At 61.4% G+C, this 20,978-nt stretch carries 21 protein-coding genes; 9 read left to right on the top strand and 12 right to left on the bottom strand.

Annotation, left to right across the window (positions count from 1 at the left end):
- The 3 genes from ACQY7U_RS25010 to rpsU form a co-directional block, all read right to left on the bottom strand.
- Positions 1-362: NAD(P)H-dependent oxidoreductase (locus tag ACQY7U_RS25010; RefSeq protein WP_428650934.1), on the bottom strand; the 362-nt coding region annotated here is incomplete at its 3' end.
- 130 nt (positions 363-492) lie between these two features.
- Positions 493-1,347, bottom strand: coding sequence for a tetratricopeptide repeat protein (locus tag ACQY7U_RS25005; RefSeq protein WP_428650932.1), 855 nt, complete (start codon positions 1,345-1,347; stop codon positions 493-495).
- A 168-nt stretch (positions 1,348-1,515) separates the two neighbouring features.
- Complete coding sequence (rpsU, locus tag ACQY7U_RS25000) at positions 1,516-1,743, bottom strand: 30S ribosomal protein S21 (RefSeq protein ID WP_008188883.1); 228 nt, start codon at positions 1,741-1,743, stop codon at positions 1,516-1,518.
- 468 nt (positions 1,744-2,211) lie between these two features.
- On the opposite strand from rpsU, the gene ACQY7U_RS24995 reads away from it, so the two are divergent.
- Entirely contained in the window at positions 2,212-3,561 is a 1,350-nt protein-coding gene (locus ACQY7U_RS24995) for an MATE family efflux transporter (protein WP_428650929.1), read from the top strand.
- A gap of 183 nt (positions 3,562-3,744) precedes the next feature.
- Here ACQY7U_RS24995 and ACQY7U_RS24990 read toward each other — a convergent pair whose 3' ends face one another.
- The 4 genes from ACQY7U_RS24990 to ACQY7U_RS24975 all read right to left on the bottom strand — a co-directional run bounded on the left by ACQY7U_RS24990 (position 3,745) and on the right by ACQY7U_RS24975 (position 6,166).
- A complete protein-coding gene (locus ACQY7U_RS24990; RefSeq protein WP_428650926.1) occupies positions 3,745-4,839 on the bottom strand; it encodes a 5-(carboxyamino)imidazole ribonucleotide synthase in 1,095 nt (364 codons plus the stop codon).
- A 28-nt stretch (positions 4,840-4,867) separates the two neighbouring features.
- Positions 4,868-5,359, bottom strand: a complete 492-nt coding sequence (gene purE / locus ACQY7U_RS24985; RefSeq protein ID WP_428650923.1) for a 5-(carboxyamino)imidazole ribonucleotide mutase — start codon at positions 5,357-5,359, stop codon at positions 4,868-4,870.
- A gap of 117 nt (positions 5,360-5,476) precedes the next feature.
- Positions 5,477-5,683, bottom strand: a complete 207-nt coding sequence (locus tag ACQY7U_RS24980; RefSeq protein ID WP_428650920.1) for a YdcH family protein — start codon at positions 5,681-5,683, stop codon at positions 5,477-5,479.
- Positions 5,684-5,728: 45 nt separating this feature from the next.
- The gene (locus ACQY7U_RS24975) at positions 5,729-6,166 is read right to left on the bottom strand and encodes a hypothetical protein (RefSeq protein ID WP_428650917.1); all 438 of its coding nucleotides are present in this window, start codon (positions 6,164-6,166) and stop codon (positions 5,729-5,731) included.
- A 94-nt stretch (positions 6,167-6,260) separates the two neighbouring features.
- Between ACQY7U_RS24975 and ACQY7U_RS24970 the strand changes: the two genes are divergently transcribed.
- The gene (locus ACQY7U_RS24970; protein ID WP_428650914.1) at positions 6,261-6,440 is read left to right on the top strand and encodes a YdcH family protein; all 180 of its coding nucleotides are present in this window, start codon (positions 6,261-6,263) and stop codon (positions 6,438-6,440) included.
- 67 nt (positions 6,441-6,507) lie between these two features.
- Here ACQY7U_RS24970 and ACQY7U_RS24965 read toward each other — a convergent pair whose 3' ends face one another.
- Complete coding sequence (locus tag ACQY7U_RS24965) at positions 6,508-8,142, bottom strand: acyl-CoA synthetase (RefSeq protein WP_428650911.1); 1,635 nt, start codon at positions 8,140-8,142, stop codon at positions 6,508-6,510.
- A gap of 110 nt (positions 8,143-8,252) precedes the next feature.
- Complete coding sequence (locus ACQY7U_RS24960) at positions 8,253-9,017, bottom strand: sulfite exporter TauE/SafE family protein (protein WP_428650908.1); 765 nt, start codon at positions 9,015-9,017, stop codon at positions 8,253-8,255.
- Positions 9,018-9,244: 227 nt separating this feature from the next.
- Between ACQY7U_RS24960 and ACQY7U_RS24955 the strand changes: the two genes are divergently transcribed.
- Positions 9,245-11,152 carry a propionyl-CoA synthetase gene (locus ACQY7U_RS24955; RefSeq protein WP_428650905.1) on the top strand — a complete coding sequence of 636 codons (1,908 nt, stop codon included), beginning with the start codon at positions 9,245-9,247 and terminating at the stop codon, positions 11,150-11,152.
- Between the two features lie 179 nt (positions 11,153-11,331).
- Positions 11,332-12,123: an SDR family NAD(P)-dependent oxidoreductase gene (locus ACQY7U_RS24950; RefSeq protein ID WP_428650903.1), complete on the top strand. Its 792-nt coding sequence runs from the start codon at positions 11,332-11,334 to the stop codon at positions 12,121-12,123.
- Positions 12,124-12,298: 175 nt separating this feature from the next.
- On the opposite strand, the gene ACQY7U_RS24945 is transcribed toward ACQY7U_RS24950, so the two are convergent.
- Entirely contained in the window at positions 12,299-14,134 is a 1,836-nt protein-coding gene (locus tag ACQY7U_RS24945) for an ABC transporter transmembrane domain-containing protein (RefSeq protein WP_428650937.1), read from the bottom strand.
- Positions 14,135-14,401: 267 nt separating this feature from the next.
- Here ACQY7U_RS24945 and rpmE point away from each other — a divergent pair, with 267 nt between their 5' ends.
- Complete coding sequence (gene rpmE / locus ACQY7U_RS24940; RefSeq protein ID WP_155144567.1) at positions 14,402-14,626, top strand: 50S ribosomal protein L31; 225 nt, start codon at positions 14,402-14,404, stop codon at positions 14,624-14,626.
- Positions 14,627-15,040: 414 nt separating this feature from the next.
- On the opposite strand, the gene ACQY7U_RS24935 is transcribed toward rpmE, so the two are convergent.
- Together ACQY7U_RS24935 and ACQY7U_RS24930 are read right to left on the bottom strand one after the other, a co-directional pair.
- Positions 15,041-15,583, bottom strand: a complete 543-nt coding sequence (locus ACQY7U_RS24935; RefSeq protein WP_428650900.1) for a DUF1465 family protein — start codon at positions 15,581-15,583, stop codon at positions 15,041-15,043.
- A gap of 414 nt (positions 15,584-15,997) precedes the next feature.
- Positions 15,998-16,195, bottom strand: coding sequence for a DUF1192 domain-containing protein (locus tag ACQY7U_RS24930; protein WP_428650897.1), 198 nt, complete (start codon positions 16,193-16,195; stop codon positions 15,998-16,000).
- A 139-nt stretch (positions 16,196-16,334) separates the two neighbouring features.
- Between ACQY7U_RS24930 and ACQY7U_RS24925 the strand changes: the two genes are divergently transcribed.
- From ACQY7U_RS24925 to ACQY7U_RS24910, 4 genes are all read left to right on the top strand, one after another.
- A complete protein-coding gene (locus tag ACQY7U_RS24925; protein WP_428650894.1) occupies positions 16,335-17,339 on the top strand; it encodes an NAD(P)H-quinone oxidoreductase in 1,005 nt (334 codons plus the stop codon).
- A 154-nt stretch (positions 17,340-17,493) separates the two neighbouring features.
- A complete protein-coding gene (locus ACQY7U_RS24920) occupies positions 17,494-18,228 on the top strand; it encodes a DUF1013 domain-containing protein (RefSeq protein ID WP_428650891.1) in 735 nt (244 codons plus the stop codon).
- A 197-nt stretch (positions 18,229-18,425) separates the two neighbouring features.
- Entirely contained in the window at positions 18,426-19,382 is a 957-nt protein-coding gene (locus tag ACQY7U_RS24915) for a TAXI family TRAP transporter solute-binding subunit (RefSeq protein ID WP_428650888.1), read from the top strand.
- A 159-nt stretch (positions 19,383-19,541) separates the two neighbouring features.
- A partial coding sequence (locus ACQY7U_RS24910; protein WP_428650885.1) for a TRAP transporter permease occupies positions 19,542-20,978 on the top strand: 1,437 nt, incomplete at its 3' end.

Here is a 20,978-nt window from a genome sequence, read left to right as displayed (position 1 = left end):
TGCATCTTGCCAGTTGGCCATCTGCTGTCCTCATGCCGCTCAAACGCCGTTTCGTAATGCAGCACCTGTTCCAGGAAGGCTTTCGTATAGGCCGGCAGCGTGCCGAGCCACAGCGGATAGATCAGGACAAGATGATTGGCGGCGAGCAGGGCGTCGCGGGCCGGATGAAGCGGTTCCGGTGTTGGTTCTTTCTCGAAATCGCCGGGGCGGCGCAGAACCGGAAATTCCAGATCCGCAATGCGCAACAGTTCGGCCTCGTGACCGCCTGCCTTAGCGCCCTTCAGGTAAGCTTCGGCAAGTCCGTGGCAAAGATGCCGCCCGTCCGGATCGGGGTGGCCATCCACAATCAGTATCTTGCTCATGAAACGCCGCCTCATCCGCCGGAACATCTTACGGCCCCTTATGGACGCGCGCCGCTCAGCGAGCCTTGATCTGGGTCAGACGAGGGGGATTTGCCGGCCTTGCAAGCGCAGCCGCGGCGGCGTCCTGGAATCAGGTCCGGCCGATGCGGCCGATGCCTTCGCGGGCGATCTTGTTCGAATTGTCGAGCGTGATCGCCTTGTTGTAGTTGCGGCGGGCATCTTTCGGTTTGTCGAGCATCTCCAGCGCAAGACCGCGGTTGGCCCAGGCCACGGCGGAATTGCGGTCCAGGTTCACAGCCATGGAGAGGTCCGAGAACGCTGCCGTCGGATCGTTGACCGCAAGATAGGAAATGCCGCGGGCGGTGTAGGGGGCGGCGGCCTTCGGGTTAAGGCCGATCGCCGTGGCAAAGTCCTCGATTGCCCGGTTGTCCTGCTTCTGCGCCTGGTAGATCAGGCCGCGGTTGTAGAACGCACGGGCATCGCTGCTGTCGCGGGCAATGACGGAATTGAAATCCGCCAGAGCGGCGCTGTAATTGCCCCGCTGACGGTAGATGTTTCCGCGGCCCACATAAGCGACGTCATAGTCCGGCTTGATGTTGATGGCGCGGGTGTAGTCGGAGATTGCCTGATCTGTCTGGCCCATCCGCCGGTAGACCAGCGCCCGGTTGGCATAGGTCTGGTAGGACTGCGGGTTGAGCTGGAGCGCGCGGTTGAAATCCTCGACCGCATTGTCGAGCTTGCCCGCCTGGCCATAGGCGATGCCCCGCGTGCTGTAGGCGGTCGCATCCGACGGATTGGCTTCGATCACCGCGGTCAGCGAGGCAATGTTGGTGGTCGATCCCGCCGAGGAATTCACCGGCACGTCATTATAGACGCCGTCGCCCACGCAGGCAGCCAGAAGGGTTGCGAGGCCGAAGATGGCGGCAAGGGGCAGATGTTTGCGCATGCGGCACATGTGATCTCTTGCGGTGAAGCGATTAGACATGCCGTTCATCTGACTCCAATTGGGCGGGAATGTGGCTGCGGGTTCAATCGCAGGCCGATGTCCAGAGCATTCTGCGCAAACGCCAAAAAGCCGACCGTCGATCCGGCCGGCCTTACGGCGAACTTGTCGGGAGCGGCAATCCGGGCCGCCAGGGCACACTCAAGCCGCTTAGCGGCGAGCGGACTTGCCCGGAAGCAGACCTTCGCGCTGTGCCCGCTTGCGAGCCAGCTTGCGTGCGCGGCGAATGGCTTCAGCCTTTTCACGCGCTTTCTTTTCAGACGGTTTTTCGAAGTGACCGCGAAGCTTCATTTCACGGAAGATGCCTTCGCGCTGCATCTTTTTCTTGAGCGCCTTGAGCGCTTGATCGACATTGTTGTCGCGGACCAGAACCTGCACGCGTTTTTTCCCGTTTTCAATACGCTGCGGACAATCCGCAGCCAAAATTGGACGTTGTCTAAGTGGACAAAGACTGAAGTGACGCCCCGTCAGCACCTTTTGCGACCGCCCTGATGACACGCGCTCAATGCTCATCGTGTAATGCGATGTACCGAGCATTCACTAGTGTGCAGGAACCTGATCGCCGCTGACGCGTCGCTCACTTTGGGCCGCTTAATACCAGAGCCGGGCAAGTGTGTCCACAGCCATTCGCAAAGAATCACGCCGAAAGTGACTCAACGGCTTCCTGTAAACTGCTCGCCGGACGGGCAGAACAGGAGTGGACACCATATCAAAGGAAGATTAGAGGTGGAAGTTCTGGCCCCGGCCAGATGAACGCTATTCAGGCGTTCGTGACCTAGCCCATTTTTGGAGAGAACAATGGCGCCACCCGCGTCAAGGCCCCCCGATTCGAAAAATGGAACGTCCTTGTGGCGGAGTGACATCCTGCCGACCCTGGCGCTCGGCCTGCCGCTGGCGGGCGCGCAGCTTGCGCAGATGGCGATCAACACAACCGATGTGCTGATGATCGGCCGCCTGGGTGCGCAAGAACTTGCAGCCTCGGTGCTCGCCTTCAACTTCTACATGCTCCTGTGGTTCTTCGGCATGGGCATCCTGCAGGCGGTCATACCGCTCGCTGCACGGGCAAGGGGGCAGCGCAAGCCGCGGGACCTGCGCAGGGCCGTGCGGATGGGATTCTGGGTCTCCGTTCTTTTCTGCATACCGGTCTGGTGCGTCCTGTTCTTTACGGAAACGATCCTGCTTCTGCTCGGTCAGGAGCCAAAGCTTGCCGAACTTGCCGGGGTTTATATGGCCTATCTGCAATGGACCATGCTGCCAGCCTTGCTGATCATGGCGGTGCGCGGCTTTCTGACCGTCATGGAGCGTGCTCAGGTGGTGCTGTGGGCGACAATCGCAGGTGCCCTGGCGAACGCGTTCCTGGATTACGCGCTGATTTTCGGTGAGTTCGGTTTTCCGCGCCTGGAGCTGGTGGGGGCGGGCATCGCCTCGGTTTTGAGCGCAACCGTCACTTTCCTCTTCCTGCTCGCTTATGCAACCGTTCATCCGAAGCTCAAGCGCTACAACATTCTCGGCCGGATCTGGCGGTCGGACTGGCCCGTCTTTTGGCAGATCGTACGGCTCGGAACGCCGATCGCACTGACCATCATCGCGGAAGGCTCCCTGTTCACCGCCTCCTCCATCATGATCGGCTGGCTCGGCACGCTGCCGCTCGCGGGCCACGGCATCGCGCTGCAGATCGCCTCCATTACCTTCATGGTGCCTGTCGGCTTCTCAGTCGCGGCCATGACCCGTGTCAGCCTGGCAGCCGGGCGGGGCGACCATGCCGGCGTCGGCAGGGCAGGGTGGACGTCGCTCGCTATCACCATGCTGTTCATGTTCTGCTTCGCAGTCCTGTTCTGGACCATCCCGGAAACCCTTGTCGGCCTTTACCTGGATCTGAACGATCCGGAGGCGCGCAACGTGCTGACCTATGGTGTTTCGTTCCTGCTGGTCGCAGCCATCTTCCAATTGGCCGACGGCGGCCAGATCATAGGCGTCAACAATTTGCGCGGTCTCGGCGACACGACGATACCGCTGTTCTATGCGCTCTTCGGCTACTGGGTTGTCGGCATCAGCCTGTCGCTCGGACTGGGGTTCCTGGCGGGCTGGGGCGGTGTCGGGGTCTGGTGCGGCCTGGCCGGCGGATTGGCTTCCGTCGCACTTCTCGCCAATTTGCGTTTCGCCCGGCGGGAGAAACTGGGACTGGTGATGGGCTGACGGGGGCTGCAGGCATGCGTCTTCGCGGCGGCTGATCTCCTGACCGTTGTTCCGGATGAAGCGAGACCGCGACCGGGGACCAGACCGGCATCCGCGCGGTCCATAACAGCTTTACGATAAGATCGGGGGGGGGCAGCTCCCGGTTCGCCCTGTGCGTGACCGGGACGGCCGGTTTGTTGCCATTCAGGCCGTTTTCGGCGAAATCCGGTTCACGTGGCCCATCTTGCGGCCGGCGCGGGTCTCCGACTTGCCGTAAAGATGCAGGGCTGCGGATGGCTCCTTGAGAACCTTGTCCCAGCCATCCGCATCGAAACCGATGAGATTTTCCATGACCGCGTCCGAATGCCGGGTTGCGGAGCCGAGCGGCCAGCCGGCGACTGCGCGGATGTGCTGCTCGAACTGCGACGTCAGACAGGCATCCTGTGTCCAGTGGCCGGAATTGTGAACGCGCGGGGCGATCTCGTTGACCAGCAGCCGTTCGCCGGCACCGTCACGCACGAGGAACATTTCCACGCCCATGACGCCGACATAGCCGAGGCCCGTCACGATCCGTTCTGCCATCTCGCGGGCGGCAAGCGCGGTTGCCTCCGAAACGCCCGCCGGAACAGTCGAGGTTTTCAGAATGTGGTTTTCATGGTGGTTGCGGGCAATGTCGTAGCAGGCGCATGTCCCGTCGAGGTCCCGGGCGACGATCACCGATACTTCGCAGTCGAAGGCAATGAGGTCTTCCAGAACCGCGGGCACCGACCCGATGGCCTCAAAGGCACCGGCAACATCGCCGGGGGTGCGGATCATCAGCTGGCCCTTGCCATCGTAGCCGAAGCGCCGGGTTTTCAGGACACCCTTGCCGCCAAGGGAGGCGAGGGCGGTTTCCAGGTCCTGTTGCGAGTTGATTTCGGCAAAACCCGCGATCGCGACACCGGCGTCCGTCAGGTACTGCTTCTCGAACAGCCGGTCCTGCGAGACTTCCAGGGCTCTTGCGCCCGGCCGGACGGGAACCTTCGCGTCCAGATGGGCCGCCGTCGGACCCGGCACGTTTTCAAATTCGTAGGTGACGACAGCAACGGAGCCGGCAAAGCGGTCCAGCGCCTCAAGATCCTCGTAGGGCGCAACCGTATGCGCGGCGCTGACGTCGAAGGCCGGGCTGTTGGCGTCGGGACAATAGATGTGGGTCTTCAATCCGAGGCTTGCCGCGGATTGCGCCAGCATCCTGCCGAGCTGGCCTCCGCCGAGAATGCCGATCGTGTCGCCTGGGACGAGCCGGATCTTCGCGCTCATGACCTGAAATCCCTCAGTGGTCCGTAATTCAAACGTCGTCGCTGGGCTGTTCGGCAACCGCTGCCGTCCGGTCCGCCCGGTACTTGTCCAGAGCGGTTGCGGTCTCGTCATCGTTCAGCGCCAGCACGGCCGCCGCCAGCAAGGCCGCATTGGTGGCACCCGCCTTGCCGATGGCAAGGGTACCAACCGGAATGCCGGCCGGCATCTGCACGATGGAAAGCAGGCTGTCCTCCCCCGAAAGGGCCCGGCTTTCGACCGGAACGCCGAACACGGGCAGCGGCGTCAGGGCCGCCGTCATGCCCGGCAGATGAGCGGCGCCTCCGGCGCCCGCGATGATGATCTTGAAGCCTTCGGCTTTTGCACCCTTGGCAAAGTCGTACATCCGGTCCGGTGTGCGGTGCGCCGAAACGATCCGTGCCTCGAAGCTGATGCCGAGCTGCTCGAGTGTGTCCGCCGCATGTTTCATTGTCGGCCAGTCCGACTGGCTGCCCATGATGATTGCGACATCCGCTTTTGCCATATCCTGCTCCAGTCTCCATCGGGATCGGAAGAGCCGCGGAGTATAGGCAGCGCGCGGCGCATCGCAAGCGGCAATCTCAGGAAAAATGGCCTGTGCGGATACCCGCGGATACCGGCATCAGGCGATGATATCGGGAAACAACTGGTCTTCCAGGGCCGTGATCCGGTCCTTGATCATCAGCTTCTTCTTTTTCAGTCTCTGAAGCTGCAGCGCGTCATAGTTGGATTTTTCTGCCAGCGCTTCGACAGCGACGTCAAGATCCCTGTGTTCCTGGCGAAGTTGCGCCAGTTCCTTACGCAAAGCATCATTGTCCATTTGCGCCATTTACGTCCCCCAAAGCCGGACATCCGTCCCGGATCGGCTGAAGTTTCATCGGTACCGGCAAGCGGCGTCGAAAGAAGGCCTCAGGCCGACCGTTTTCAAAATGTCGGAGCGTCCAATCCGTGTTCTGCGTTCTTTCAAACGCAGGATGCTCTCAATTCGTTTGCTTCCGTCCGGCAAGATAAAGCGTTTCTCGATAATATTGAACCATTTGGTGGCAATTTCACCGGACCGGCTGCTGCGTGCGGTATATCCTGCCTTGCGGGATGTCGGCCAAACCCCGCCGAACGGACCCGCGTTTCCAGATTCCGCCCTCCTGCCCGGATCCGTCCACGCCGCCGGAAAAAAACTGCGAAATTTTGACCCATGTGAATTCTTGAACCGGCAAAACTCCCATGGCGAAATTTCCAGCGTTTTGAAGCGCTTATTAGCCGGCGGATTTTCAGGGTTTCCTAAGGATAGCGACAGGAAAGCATTATTTGACATCTAAACGCCTCCGATATGCGGATTCTGCAATCGACAAGGCCGGATTTCCTGTGGCACGATGCCGGGGTTGAGCCAACAGACAGGAGGTATATCCATGTCCATGCAGTCGCATCTCGCAGAACTTGAGCGCCGCCACGCGGAAATGGAACGCAGGATTGAAGATGCTCAGTTGCACCCGAGTACTGACTCCCTGGAATTGGCTGACATGAAAAGACAAAAGCTCAAGATTAAGGATGAGATTGAGCGAATACGGCACGACGTGACCATCCATTAGGCCGTCTGCCAGAGAATTCAAAACGCCGCGTTTCACGCGGCGTTTTTTTATGCCTGCCCGCCAGGCCTCACAGTTTCCTGGCCTGCTCCCGGAGCGTGAATTTCTGGATCTTGCCGGTCGAAGTTTTCGGAAGCTCGCAGAAGACGACGGTCTTGGGCGCCTTGAAATTCGCAAGATGTTCGCGGCAGAAGGCGATCAGGTCCGCTTCACCGACAGCGGCCCCCGCCCTCAACTCGACGAAGGCGCAGGGTGTTTCGCCCCATTTCTCGTCCGGGCGCGCAACGACAGCCGCGGCCTGGACGTCCGGATGCTTGTAGAGCACTTCCTCCACTTCAATGGAGGAGATGTTTTCGCCGCCGGAGATAATGATGTCCTTGGAACGGTCCTTCAGCTGGATATAGCCGTCCGGATGCAGCACGCCGAGGTCGCCGGAATGAAACCAGCCGCCGTGGAAGGCCTCTTCCGTGGCTTCCCGGTTTTTCAGATAGCCTTTCATGACCACATTGCCGCGGAACATGACCTCGCCAAGGGTCTCGCCGTCCGCCGGAACCGGTTCCATCGTTTCGGGATCGAGCACCGTCAGGCCTTCCAGCGCCACATAGCGAACGCCCTGCCGGGCTTTCTTCTGGGCCTGCAGGTCGGCCGGAAGACCGTCCCATTCCCGCTTCCAGTCGTTGACGACGGCGGGACCGTAGACTTCGGTGAGACCATAGAGATGGGTGACGTTGAAGCCGGCGGTTTTCATGGCAGCCAGCACGCTTTCCGGCGGCGGCGCGGCCGCGGTGAAGAATTCGACCTGATGATCGAGGTCGCGTTTCTGGTCCGGTGCCGCGTTCAGGAGCGTCGACATGATGATCGGCGCACCGCACAGATGGGTCACCTGTTCGTCGGCGATCAGGTCCCACATGGCTTTCGGGCGGACCCAGCGCAGGCAGACATGCGTACCGGCAACCACCGAGATCGACCAGGGAAAACACCAGCCGTTGCAGTGGAACATCGGCAAGGTCCAGAGGTAAACCGGGTGCTTGGTCATGGAGGCGGTGATGACATTCGCCTGGGCCAGCAGATAGGCGCCGCGGTGGTGATAGACGACCCCCTTCGGATTGCCGGTCGTGCCGGAGGTGTAATTCAGCGCGATGGCGTCCCATTCGTCGTCCGGCAGCGCCCATTCGAAGTCCGGATCGCCGGTTTGCAGAAACTCCTCGTAGTCCAGCTTCCCGAGGCGCTCGCCTTCTTGCGGGAATTCCGGATCGGAATAGTCGATCACCACGGGCTTGACGGTAGCGAGCGAGAGGGCTTCCCTGACGACGGGGGCAAATTCCCGGTCCGTGATCAGCACCCTGGCATTGGCGTGGTCGAGCTGGAACGCGAGGATCGCCGCGTCCAGCCGGGTGTTGAGGGAATGGAGCACCGCGCCGGTCATCGGCACGCCGTAGTGGGCTTCCAGCATCGGCGGCACGTTGGGCAGCATGACTGACACCGTGTCGTTCTTGCCGATGTCCAGTTTTGCAAGCGCGGAGGCAAGCTGGCGCGAGCGGCGGTAGAAGGTCCGGTAGTCCGTCCGCTGGCTGCCATGGACGATGGCCGTCGTCTCCGGAAACACGTCAGCGGCGCGTGCCAGGAAACTGAGCGGGCTCAGGGGCGCGTAATTGGCGGTATTCTTGTTGAGGCCCTGGGTAAACGGGCTGGCGCTGGCGTCCATGATCCTCCTCCCTGATCATCTTGAGCGCAAGGCGCTCTGGCGGCATCAAACCGGGTAAGCGGTGATTGTGCAATGCTCCAGTTGGGGCAGGTCGGCCCAATCCCGTCCTGTCACGACAGAAAACCGGCAAAGCCATCATAAGTCAGCTTGGCGCCGATCAGGCCCATGAAAACATAGATGATGCCGTAGAAGGTCTCCGCCTTGACGATCCGCACAAGCCGGACACCGCAGAGCGTCGCGATCAGCGCCACCGGAAACAGCATGACCGAGGTCGCCAGATTGGTGGCGTCGAACTGGCCGAGCAGAAAATAGGGCACCAGCTTGATCGCGTTGACTGCGGCAAAGAAGATCACGGCGGTGCCGGCGAACATAAGCGGCGCCAGGCGCAGGGGCAGCATGTACATCTGAAAGGGCGGCCCGCCGGTGTGGCTGATGAAGCTGGTAAAACCGGCAATGGTTCCCCAGAAGGTGCCCTTCGGCAGATTGTGGCTGGCGGCGGTGGTGACCTTGCGCTGCTTGAAAAGATAGTCGGCGACAAAGGCGAGCGACATGACGCCGATCAGCAGGATCACGAAGGCGTCGTTCACATAGGCCGCGGTCGCCCAACCGATGCCGATCCCCAAGATGGCGGCCGGCAGCAAAATGCTGAGGCTGCGCCAGTCGGCCTTTCCGCGATAGGCTGCAAGCGCGACGATATCCATGACGATCAGGATCGGCAGCATTATGCCGGCGGCCTGAAGCGGCGAGATGACGAGGGCCATGATCGGAACGCCGAGCATGGCGAAGGTTCCGCCAAAACCGCCCTTGGACAGACCGACAAGGAAAACGGACGGAATGGCAGCGGCGTAGAACCAGGGATCTGCGATGGGGGACATATGCTCGAATGGATGGATGAAGGGACGGATTATTGACAGGATCGGGACCGGCAGACAACCACGCCAGAGTGCTTACGTAAAGTCCCGACCGTCGAATTGCTTAGCCGTCAGCTCTTGCCTTTTTACATTTTATTACACCACTCTAGGTGTCAAAAGCGCAGGCCGGGAACCCGTCTTGGATTTTGCAAGGCGCCCCGGCCCCGGGAGGCACTTTGGGAGGAAAGTTCATGGCAAGCCGGTATCACGAGGTCTATCAGGGCTGGAAAGAGGATCCGTTGGGATTCTGGAAGGCGGCTGCTGACGAAATCGATTGGGTTTCAAGGTCCGGCAAGATTTTCGACCCGGACCAGGACCAGTATGGCCGCTGGTTCCCGGATTGGGAATGCAACACCTGCTACAACTGCCTCGACCGCCATGTCGAGCGCGGCCGTCCGGGCCAGCCCGCGCTGATCTACGACAGCCCTATCACCGGCAGGACCAAGACCTACACCTATGCGGAACTGCTGGTAGAAGTGGAGGCGCTGGCCGCCGTGCTCGCCGACAGGGGGCTGGAGAAGGGCGACCGGGCGATCCTCTACATGCCGATGATTCCGCAAGCGGTGATGGCCATGCTCGCCTGTGCCCGTCTCGGTGTCATCCACTCCGTCGTGTTCGGAGGGTTCGCGGCCAATGAGCTGGCGACGCGCATCGACGATGCCTCGCCCAAGGCAATTATCGCGGCCTCCTGCGGCCTCGAGCCGGGCCGCGTGATCGCCTACAAGCCGTTGATGGACGCCGCGATCGACCAGTCGACGCACAAGCCGGAGTTTTGCCTGGTCTATCAGCGCGAGGAACTGGCCGGGGAGATGGTCGAAGGCCGGGATTTCGATTTCGGTGCCCTGCAGGCGGAAGCCAAGGCCAAAGGCCGCAAGGTGGCACCCGTCACCGTCAAGGCGACCGATCCGCTCTATATTCTTTACACCTCCGGCACCACCGGCCAGCCCAAGGGCGTTTTGCGCGACAACGGCGGTCATATGGTCGCGCTGAAATGGTCGATGTCCAATCTCTACGACGTGCAGCCGGGCGAGGTCTTCTGGGCCGCGTCCGATGTCGGCTGGGTGGTCGGGCATTCCTACATCTGCTACGCCCCGCTCCTGCACGGCTGCACCACCATCGTCTTTGAGGGCAAGCCGGTCGGAACGCCGGATGCGGGCACCTTCTGGCGGGTGATCGCCGACCACAACGTGGTGTCGCTCTTCACCGCGCCGACGGCTTTCCGGGCAATCCGCAAGGAAGACCCCAACGGCGAGCTGATCGGGAAATACGACCTGTCCCAGTACCGTTCCCTGTTCCTGGCAGGCGAGCGGGCGGATCCGGAAACCGTCAACTGGGCCATCGAGCAGCTGCAGGTGCCGGTGATCGACCACTGGTGGCAGACAGAAACCGGCTGGTGCATCGTCGGCAATCCGCTGGGGCTCGGCCAGTTGCCGGTCAAACCCGGCTCGCCCACCGTGCCAATGCCCGGTTATGACGTTCAGGTTCTGGACGACGCCGGTCACCCGCTGGGAGCCAACACGCTCGGCAATATCGTGGTGAAACTGCCTCTGCCGCCGGGCTGTCTGCCGACGCTTTGGAATGCGGACAAGCGCTTCTTCGACTCGTATCTCGCCGAGTTCCCGGGCTATTACAAGACCGCGGATGCCGGCGTCATCGACGACGACGGCTATCTGTCGATCATGGCGCGCACCGACGATATCATCAATGTCGCCGGGCACAGGCTTTCCACCGGCGGCATGGAGGAGGTGCTGGCAACCCATCCCGATGTCGCCGAATGCGCCGTTATCGGAATTGCCGACAAGCTGAAGGGACAGTTGCCCTGCGGCTTCGTGGTTCTGAAGTCCGGCGTGGATCGGCCGCACGAGGAGATCGAAGCGGAACTGGTGAAACTGGTGCGCGAAAAGATCGGGCCGGTCGCGGCCTTCAAGATCGCCATCACCGTGGATCGGCTGCCGAAAACCCGCTCCGGCAAGATCCTGCGCGGAACGATGCGTCAGATCGCGGATGGTGAAAGCTACAAGATGCCCGCCACGATCGACGATCCGGCCATCCTGGACGAAATCAGCGACGCCTTGAAATCACACGGGATTTCCGCGTGAGTTCGTGAGGTGACGCTACTGGAGGTCGATGTCGGCCATCGACAAGGCTGAATTTGCGCCATAAGGTCGGGCCGCTGCGAAGCGGCCCGCTTTCGTTTTGCGGTCAGAATTCTGGGTCCAGTGCCCGAGGGGCCGACCCCTGGTGTGAAGAACGTTACTCAAACAACCGTGAGGTTTCCGTGTCTTTGGAAAATAAGGTCGCCATCGTAACCGGCGCAGCCCGTGGTATCGGCCTGGCCGTCGCCCGGCGATTCGTTACGGACGGCGCAAAGGTCGTCATCGCAGATGTGGACGACAGTGCTGGCGAAGCGGCGGTTGAGGATCTGAAGGGCCTTGGGGAGGCGACATATATTCATTGCAACGTCTGCGAACGGCTGGATGTGCGCAACCTGGTCGCCGAAACGCTGAACGCATATGGCGACGTCGACATTCTCGTCAACAATGCCGGGATCGTTATCGGCGCCGATTTCCTTGAGCTGGAAGAAGACGACTTCGACCGGGTGCTGTCTGTCAACCTGAAGGGCGCCTTCCTGTGTTCCCAGGCGGTCGCCCGCCACATGGTGGAGAAAGTGGAGGAAGGCGGAAAGCCCGGCTGCATCATCAACATGAGCTCCGTAAACTCGGTTCTCGCGATTCCCACCCAGCTGGCCTATTGCGTCTCCAAGGGCGGCATGGCGCAGCTCACAAGGACAACGGCCGTGTCGCTTGCTCAATACGGCATCCGCGTCAATGCCATCGGTCCGGGGTCGATCATGACGGAAATGCTCGAATCGGTGAACGCCGACCCGGCCGCCAAGGCGCGAGTCATGGCGCGGACGCCGATGCAGCGCATTGGCGATCCCTCCGAAATCGCGGGCGTTGCGGCTTTTCTGGCATCCGATGATGCCAGCTACGTCACCGGCCAGACCATCTTCGCCGACGGCGGACGTCTGCCGCTGAACTATACAGTGGCGCTTCCGGACGAAGACTGATCAGGGTTGCTTCCCGTGCCACCCGCTCTTATCCGCTATTGAACGTCTTGAAGGTCCCGGATCAGGTCCGGGACAGCGTGGGAGGAGTGGCAGGAGCCTCGTCCGAAATTCCCGCATAAACGCCGCCCCGGCCTTGAGCCGGGGCCCGGTTTGAACCGCTGAGTGAGGCAGAACCTCAGGCTGTTTCCCGTTCAGCACCGAACTGCAGGCGGGCGAGCTTGGCGTAAAGGCCCCCCGCGGCGCTGAGGTCGGCATGGGTACCGGTTTCGACGATCCTGCCGTCTTCCATGACCACGATCCGGTCCGCTTTGAGGACCGTCGCCAGCCGGTGTGCGATCACCAGCGTGGTCCGGCCTTCCATCAGCCGGTCCAGGGCCTGCTGCACCAGGTTCTCGCTTTCCGCGTCCAGGGCGCTGGTCGCCTCGTCGAGCAGCAGCACCGGCGCAGCTTTCAGGACAGCCCGCGCGATTGCGATGCGCTGACGCTGGCCGCCCGACAGGGTGATGCCGCGTTCCCCCACCATCGTGTCGTAGCCCTCTGTCATGGCCTCGATGAAGGGGGCGGCGAGGGCGGCTTCGGCCGCCGCGACGATTTCCTCGCGGCTGGCGTCTGGCCGGCCGTAGGCAATGTTCTCCGCAATGCTCGCGCCGAAGATCGCCGTGTCCTGCGGCACCAGGGCAATGTGGCGGCGCAGGTCCTCCGGGTCGAGCTGCGGCAGGTCCACGCCGTTCAGGCGGATGGTGCCTTCCCTGGGATCGTAATAACGCATCAGCAGGCTGAAGAGGGTCGACTTTCCGGCTCCTGACGGGCCGACGACGGCCACGGTTTCACCCGGTGCGACGGTCAGCGTCAGATCCCGGACGACCGGCATGTTGGTGGCGTTCCGATAGGCAAAGGACACCTTGTCGAAGAGGATTTCGCCCCGCGGCGTTTCCGGTAGCCGGACAGGATTGGCCGGAGCGCTGATTTCCGGCTGAATTTCCAGAAGCTCGGACAGGCGTTCGGCGGCGCCTGCGGCCTGGGAAAGCTCGCCCCAGACTTCCGAGAGGGCGGCAAGGGAGCCGGCGGCCAGAATGGAATAGAGCAGGAACTGGCTGAGTTCACCGCCGGTAATTCGTCCGGCAAAGACGTCGCTCGCCCCGATCCAGAGCACGGCAACGATGCTCGAGCCGATGACAAACATCGCAAAGCCGGTGAGTGCTGCCCGGGCCACGATGGCCTTTCTCGCCGCCTGGAAGGCGGCTTCCACCGCAGACCCGTAGCGGTTTGCGCTGCGGTTTTCGTGGGTAAAGGCCTGAAGGGTTCTGACCGAGCCGAGCATTTCGCTGGCATAGGCGGAGGCATCGGCGAGCGTATCCTGGGCAAAGCGGGAGCGTTTGCGAACCTGGCGGCCGAAGCCCAGGATGGGGATCAGGATGATCGGGATGGCCGCGAGCACGATCACGGAGAGCCGTGGGCTGGTGACGACCATCATCACCGCGGCGCCGAGGAACATGATCAGGTTGCGCATGGCGAGTGACGCGCTCGCGCCGAAGGCGGACTTGATCTGGGTGGTGTCGGCAGTCAGCCGGGACAGGATCTCGCCGGATTTCGCGCCATCGTAGAAGGACGGGCTGAGGCGCGTCATATGGGCAAAGACGTCGGAGCGGACTTCCGCGACGACCTTCTCTCCGATCCACATCACCAGAAAATAACGGGAGGCGCTTGCCGTGGAGAGGGCCAGGACGACGCCGATCAGAACGACAAAGTAGGAATTGACAAGCGCCGGGTCGTCGGCTCCGAAGCCGTAGTCGATCATCCGGCGCACGGCCGCTGGCAGCACCAGCGTGATGACGGCGGCCGAAAACAGGGCGAAGACCGCCGCGATCACCATGCCCCTGTGTTTCAGCAGATAGGGCAGCAACCGGGTCAGCGGTTTCAGCGATCTGCGGGACGATCCGGATTGCGGGTCTGAAGCGGTGGCGTTGGCCAAGGGCGTCTCCTCACTCTTTGTGACCGAAGGTATTAGCATGTTCCGCACGGGGCTCAATGCCATTGGTCAAGTTCCCGCGGAAAGTCCGGCCCTGCCGGCAGGCAGGTCTCAGCCTTGAATTCCGTCGTTGGATATAGGTTGAATTTGCGGGAATTAGCCCCTTGTCTTGCCTGCCGCCATGAGGTATATCCCCGCCTCATGTTTCTGAGGGCGGCGTCCGCAACCGGATCGGCGGCCCTTTACTTCGTTTTCGTCCCAGTGGCTGCTTTCCCGGAAAGAGCTTCGAGACGTTTGAAAGGACCGGCCATGAAAGCGGATATCCATCCCGACTACCACACCATCAAGGTCGTCATGACCGATGGCACCGAATACACCACCCGCTCCACCTATGGCGCGGAAGGCGACACCCTGCAGCTGGACATCGATCCGACGTCCCACCCGGCATGGACCGGTGGTGACCGTCAGCTGATGGACCGTGGCGGCCGCGTATCCCGCTTCAAGAACAAGTTCGCTGGCTTCCTGGGCTCCTAAGCCCCGGTCAAGGCAACTTCAAACGAAAGACCCGGCCTCTGGCCGGGTTTTTTGTATTCAGGGGCGTGCAGCGCGGGGCTCCGTTTTCCGGGCGGGAAGGGAATGGCGCCGTTCCGGCAACCCGTCTGGGTCCGCGCGATCCAGACCGTCTGAAGTCACCCCGGACAAACGTCAAGCGCGGATCCGGGGCCTGCAGGCATCTCCCGTTTGAATTCACCAGTCGCAGCTTGCCGCAAGCTCTCATCACGCACCAGGCACTCTGGAAATCAGTGGGCCCGGGTCTCGCTTGGCTCGCAAGGGGGGGCGCCGGTGAACGTTGCAGATGACAGATGCGGAAACGGTTTTGCCGAGAGCTCAACCCAAACAAAAAGCCGCCCGAAGGCGGCTTTCGTCGATACCGGAAAGTGAGAGGGATCAGCCGAGCTTGCCGAAGGCGGCGTGGAGCTGGTTGATCTGGGACGCGACCGGGTTGTCGTTGCCCGCCTCCTCCGCGTGGTCTTCGCTGTCCTTGCGATAGAGCATCTTGTCCAGATGCACGACGCGTTCCTGCAGGCGGGTCGACCGTTCGATAAGGTCGCGAAGCGTATCCGGGAGGTCGTGCCAGGACGGGCCACCTGTCATGCTGCTCAACTTGTCGAGGCGCACCTTGTTCTTGTCGCTGCCGGCCTGTTCGCGGGACATTTCGCCCTCGTTGACCGCCCGCTGCAACAGCAGCCAGGACGCGAGCTGCATCAGGCGCGTGGTCAGGCGCATGGATTCCGTGGCGTAGGCAAGGGACGCGGGACGCGGCAGTTCCTTGGCTTCCTCACGGCCTTTCCCGTCAAGATACATCGCGGTTTCTTCCACCAGCGACATGCCTTCCTGAAACAGGCTCTGGAAGTTGTCGGAGCTTGCGAGGTGAGGTGCGATATGAACCGTACCTACAATATCACCGGCTTTTTTGATGTCTTCCGTCATTGGATTGCTACGCCTCAATTTGTCTTCCGGTATCCAGGCACCGCCACTGGAAATGTCCCGAAACAATACAATTCGTTTCAAGTGTTCCGTTTTGGAACGGCGCTGGTCTTCATGCCAAATACCGAGCAATCTGCGTGCCATTCACGAAAGTAAACGGCCGTTAACCAGAATGGTGACAATGTACTATGGCAAGGAGGCAAAAAAAAGAGCCGCACGGTTGCGGCTCTGAGTCTTTAACAGGGAGGCGTCAAACAGAGTGGACAGGAGCCACTCACATCCAGATGACTGGATGTATAAATTTATACTTTGGAAAGATTAACAAGACGTAAACGAATAAAATTGTACCTGTGGTGTTTACCCTGAAACCGCTCCAAGCCCTTCAAGTTGTTTCGAATTATGTAATATTTATCAGGGTCATTTCTGGAAAAGTGAGTTGGCTGCATCGCGAATATTCCCGCGTTGCTCAAGTTCCCTTTGGGTACGGTTAATTTCCTCGTGCAGGGCCTCTATCCGTTCTGCGAGATCGGTCTCCGAAAGGGCGGAAAGTTCTTCCCCTACGGTAATTGCGCCCGTCCGAGGTTTCCTGGGGACATCTTCGTCAAATAGGCTCATTGTTTCATTTCCCGGGCTGTGACACCTATTGCCTTGATCTCGCGTCTCCTTCCTTCGAAGGCGCGTGAAGAAAATTTACCATATGCCAGGCAGGGATTGTCCCACCAGTCCCAAAATGAACCGGAAAGGAACGGTCCTCATGCAGAATTTGCCGGATAGCATGTCCGCGGTCGCCATCTCGGAACCGGGAGGGCCGGAGGTCTTGAAGCTTGAAGAGCGGCCTTTGCCGGAACCCGGCCCGGGCGAGATTCTCATTCGCGTTGCGGCTGCCGGGGTGAACCGGCCGGACGTGCTTCAGCGCAAGGGGGCCTATCCGCCGCCGAAGGGGGCTTCCGATCTGCCGGGCCTGGAAGTCTCCGGTGAAGTTGTCGCGCTGGGTGCGGGGGCGGATCGTCACCGGATCGGCGACAAGGTTGCCGCACTCTGCCCCGGAGGAGGTTATGCGGAATATTGCAAGGTCCCCCAGGGCCACGCGCTTCCGGTTCCCCTGGGGCTCTTGATGACGGAGGCCGCTGCCCTCCCCGAAACCTTCTTCACGGTCTGGACCAATGTCTTCGACCGGTGCGGGCTGAAGAGCGGCGAGCGGTTTCTGGTGCATGGCGGAACCTCCGGCATCGGCACGACCGCGATCCAGCTTGCAAAGGCATTCGGTGCCGAGGTCTTCACCACCGTCGGGTCCGCGGAAAAGGCCGAGGCGGTCAGGAAGCTCGGCGCGGATCATGCCATCAACTACCGGGAACAGGTGTTCGAAAAAGCCGTTCTGGAGCTGACCGGCGGGGAGGGCGTTGACGTCATCCTGGACATGGTCGGCGGTGACTACGTGGAGCGGAACTGGAAGGCGGCCGCCGTCGAGGGGCGGATCTGCCAGATCGCCACGTTGAACGGCATCTCGGAAAACGTGAACTTCTCGCGCCTCATGGTGAAGCGGCTGACGCACACAGGATCGACGCTCAGGCCGCGCAGCGACGCATTCAAGACCGCGATTGCCGAAAGCCTGAAGGAGAAGGTCTGGCCGTTGATCGAATCGGACAAAATCGGGCCGGTCATGGATTCCACCTTTCCGCTGGGAGAGGCCGCAGAGGCGCACCGGCGCATGGAAAGCTCTGGCCATATTGGCAAAATCGTGCTGACTGTCGGCGCCTGATTCAGATGCGCAAACCGAGGAAAAGCAAATTGCGCAAGGCCATTTGCGTTTCCTCGGCATTTCTCTTATATTCCGGCCACTTCCCATTAATTTGAAATGGAACATCGCTTTTTCGCCCCGCCGGGCGGGGGAGCAGACGAGAGGAATGTATCCGATGGCGAACACGCCGCTTATGCCGAAGGCAACCGCCGTCTGGCTCGTAGACAACACCGCTCTGAGCTTCACGCAGATCGCCAACTTCTGCAAACTCCACCCGCTGGAGGTCAAGGCGATCGCGGACGGCGAAGCCGCTCAGGGCATCAAGGGCCTGGACCCCATCCTGACGGGCCAGCTCACCAGAGAAGAAGTCGAAAAGGCACAGAACGACCCGAACTATCAGCTGAAGCTGCAGGGCTCGAAAGTTGTCGTTCCCGAATCCAAGCGCAAGGGCCCGCGTTACACGCCGGTGTCCCGCCGCCAGGACCGCCCGAATGCCATCCTGTGGCTGGTGCGCAACCATCCGGAACTGAAAGACGCCCAGATCATGCGTCTCGTCGGCACCACCAAGCCGACCATCGCCGCAATCCGGGACCGCACCCACTGGAACTCGGCCAATCTGACGCCGTCCGATCCGGTGACCCTCGGCCTCTGCAGCCAGCTCGAACTGGACATCGAAGTTGAAAAGGCCGCCAAGAACGCACCGCAGCCGGTAGCGGGCGAACCGGTCGAAACGCTGATGCCGGTCGAGGACAGCACCAGCGAAGACGCCATTGCAGCCGCCTTCTCGCTTGATCCGACCAAGCCGGTCAAACGGGAAGAGGAAGAGGAAATCGATGCCGACGCGGTGTTCGCGAAGCTCAACTCGCTCAAGAACGAAAACAGCGACGAGGACGACGGCGAGGACAAATAGGCCTCTGTTGTCATAAGAGAATTTGGGAGCCGCCGGTTGGAAACAGCCGGCGGTTCTGCTTTTGGGGCAGGAACTGGACGTCCTGGAAGGACGGTTTCCCGTATTTTCCGAAGCAGGTCGAAAACGCGTTGCCAGTTCCTTGCAGCCGCAATAGTCTGCCGGAAAATTTGAACGAAATACGCTCCAGGGAGACTTTCATGACAAACAGGCTTTTGAAACTGGCCTTCGGCCTGACTCTTGCTCTTGGTGTCACACAGGTGCAGGCGGAAACGCGTATCACCTACAAGTCCGCCAAGTCCTCCTCGTCCTACTACCAGATGGGCGTGCAGATCGCCGAAGCGATGAAGGCTGCCAGCAACGGCGACATCATCGTCACCGTGGAGGAAAGCCAGGGGTCCGTGCAGAACGTCATGGAAGCCCGGGCGCGTGGAGCGGACTATGTCTTCACCACGCCGCCGGTTCTGGTCTCGCTTGCCCAGGGCGGCAAGGCGATGTTCAAGGACAAGGGCGATCCGAAATTCGATGAGATACGCGCGCTCTTCCCGATCCCGTCCCTGACCATGCATTTCGTCATGTCCGAGGCGAGCGGTGCGTCCGATCTCGCGGGTCTGGAAGGCAAGACCATCCTGCTCGGCAAGGGGTCTTTCGGGGCGACCGAAGGCGAGAAATACCTCAAGCTTTTCGGCCTTGAAGGCAAGGTCACGATTGCCGACGTCGAACTGTCAAACGCCGTCGCCGCGCTCAAGAACGGCCAGATCGACGGTTTCGTGACGGCCGGCTCCTGGCCGGCGCCGAATGTCATCGAGGCGGCTGCCTCCACACCGGTCAACGTCATTTCGCTCACCGACGACCAGATTTCCGAGACCAAGCGCGCCAGGCTGGTCATTCCGGCGGGTACCTATGCGGGGCAGACAGCGGACATCACCACGACCTCTCTTCCGGTCGCCGCCTTCACGACCACCCAGATGGATGACGATACCGCCTACGCCCTGACCAAGACCTTCTGGGAACAGAAAGCAAAGATGGGTGAGGATGCCCCCTGGTGGAACGGTGTCGATCAGGCGCTGATGAAGAACATCACCGGCAAAATTCATCCCGGCGCGATCCGCTACTACCAGGAAGCCGGTTTCGAGCTGACCGACGCCCAGAAATAAGGCGGCCGGCCTGCTGATGGAATTCCGGCCACGTGCCGGAATTCCTGCGGCCCGCCTCAATTATCTTCCACCGCACGTCTGCCTCCGACGGCGGGCCCAGCCCGATAAATCGAAATGTTCAACAGCGAAACCGCATCAACGCCCCTGCGGCGAACGTCCATGCTCGTGTTGGCCATGGCACTCGTGGCCTTTCACCTCGGGCTGATCTTTTCCGGGCTGGTGCCCAATCTCGTCAGCCGTCCGATCCATCTGGCGCTGGCGCTGCCCTGGATCTTCGTCTTTGCCGGGGGCGGGGTGGTGAAGCGGGTCAGCGGCGCACTCCTGTGTGCCGTCGGGGTGGCGGCGTGTTTCTGGATCGCTGCCCATCAGTCGGCGCTGTCCGACCAATACGGGTTTCTTGAAGGCAGGTTCCAGTTCCTTGTGGCCGCGGTCCTGCTCTTGACCGTGTTGGAAGGCGCCCGCCGGGCCATCGGCTGGCCACTGCCCATCGTTGCCGCCCTTGCGCTCGCCTATGGCATGCTTGGGCAGCATATTCCGGGCGAATTCGGTCACTCGGGAACGCCGCTCGCCAGTTTCCTCGGTACGCTGACGATCGCGGAGGGCGGCATCTGGGGCAGCCTGACGGGCGTTTCCGTCAATGTGGTCGCCATCTTCGTGATCTTCGGTGCCGTTCTGAACGCGGGCGAGGCCGGGCAGGGCTTCATGAATGTCGCGGCGGCCGCCGCCGGGCGCCTGAAAGGGGGCGCTGCCAAGGTGTCCGTGCTTTCCTCCGCCCTGTTTGGATCCATCTCCGGCTCGGCTTCCGCCAATGTCGCCTCTACGGGCGCAATTACCCTGCCGGCGATGACACGGCTCGGTTATCCGAAACGGCTTGCGGGAGCCGTTGAGGCAGTGGCCTCCTCGGGTGGCCAGATCATGCCGCCGCTAATGGGCGCCGGAGCGTTTGTCATGGTCGAGCTCACCCGGGTGCCCTACACGCAGATCATGGCGGCGGCGCTGCTTCCCGCCGTGCTTTATTTCCTCGCCGTCTGGATCGGCATCAACGCCTATGCACGGCGATATGACCTGGCTGCCATCGACCGGGAGGAGCAGCCGGACATGGCCAGTGTACTGATCACCTCGGCCTTCTTTCTGGTGCCGTTCGGGGTGTTGCTCTACGGCATGTTCGTTGCCGGTTACACGCCCCAGTATGCAGCCTGCCTCGCCATCCTGGCCGGGTTTGCGCTGCTGTTCTTTAACGCCAGGGGGACTTTCCGGGTCAGGGAGATCCTTGAACGCCTGGAAAGCGCGGTTCTGAATGCCGCCCGCCAGGTCTCGGTCATCGCCTCGATCATCGTGTGCGCGTCGATCATCATCGGTGTTCTTGCGATCACGGGCCTCGGCGTCAAGATCACCTCGCTGATCCTGTCGGGCTCCGGTGGCCTGCTCTGGCCTTCGCTGTTTCTGACGGCGCTCGCCTGCCTGGTACTCGGCATGGAGGTGCCGACGACGGCCGCCTATGTCATCTGCGTTTCCGTTTCCGGCCCGGCACTCATCCCGCAGGGGCTGGAGCCGTTGCCGGCGCCTCTCTTCGTCTTCTGGTTCGCGCTTCTGTCC

The sequence above is a fragment of the Roseibium sp. genome (genome assembly GCF_050301095.1).
Taxonomy (GTDB): Bacteria; Pseudomonadota; Alphaproteobacteria; order Rhizobiales; family Stappiaceae; genus Roseibium.
Note: the sequence above shows the minus strand (reverse complement) of the source record. Positions and strands in the feature narration are given on the sequence as shown.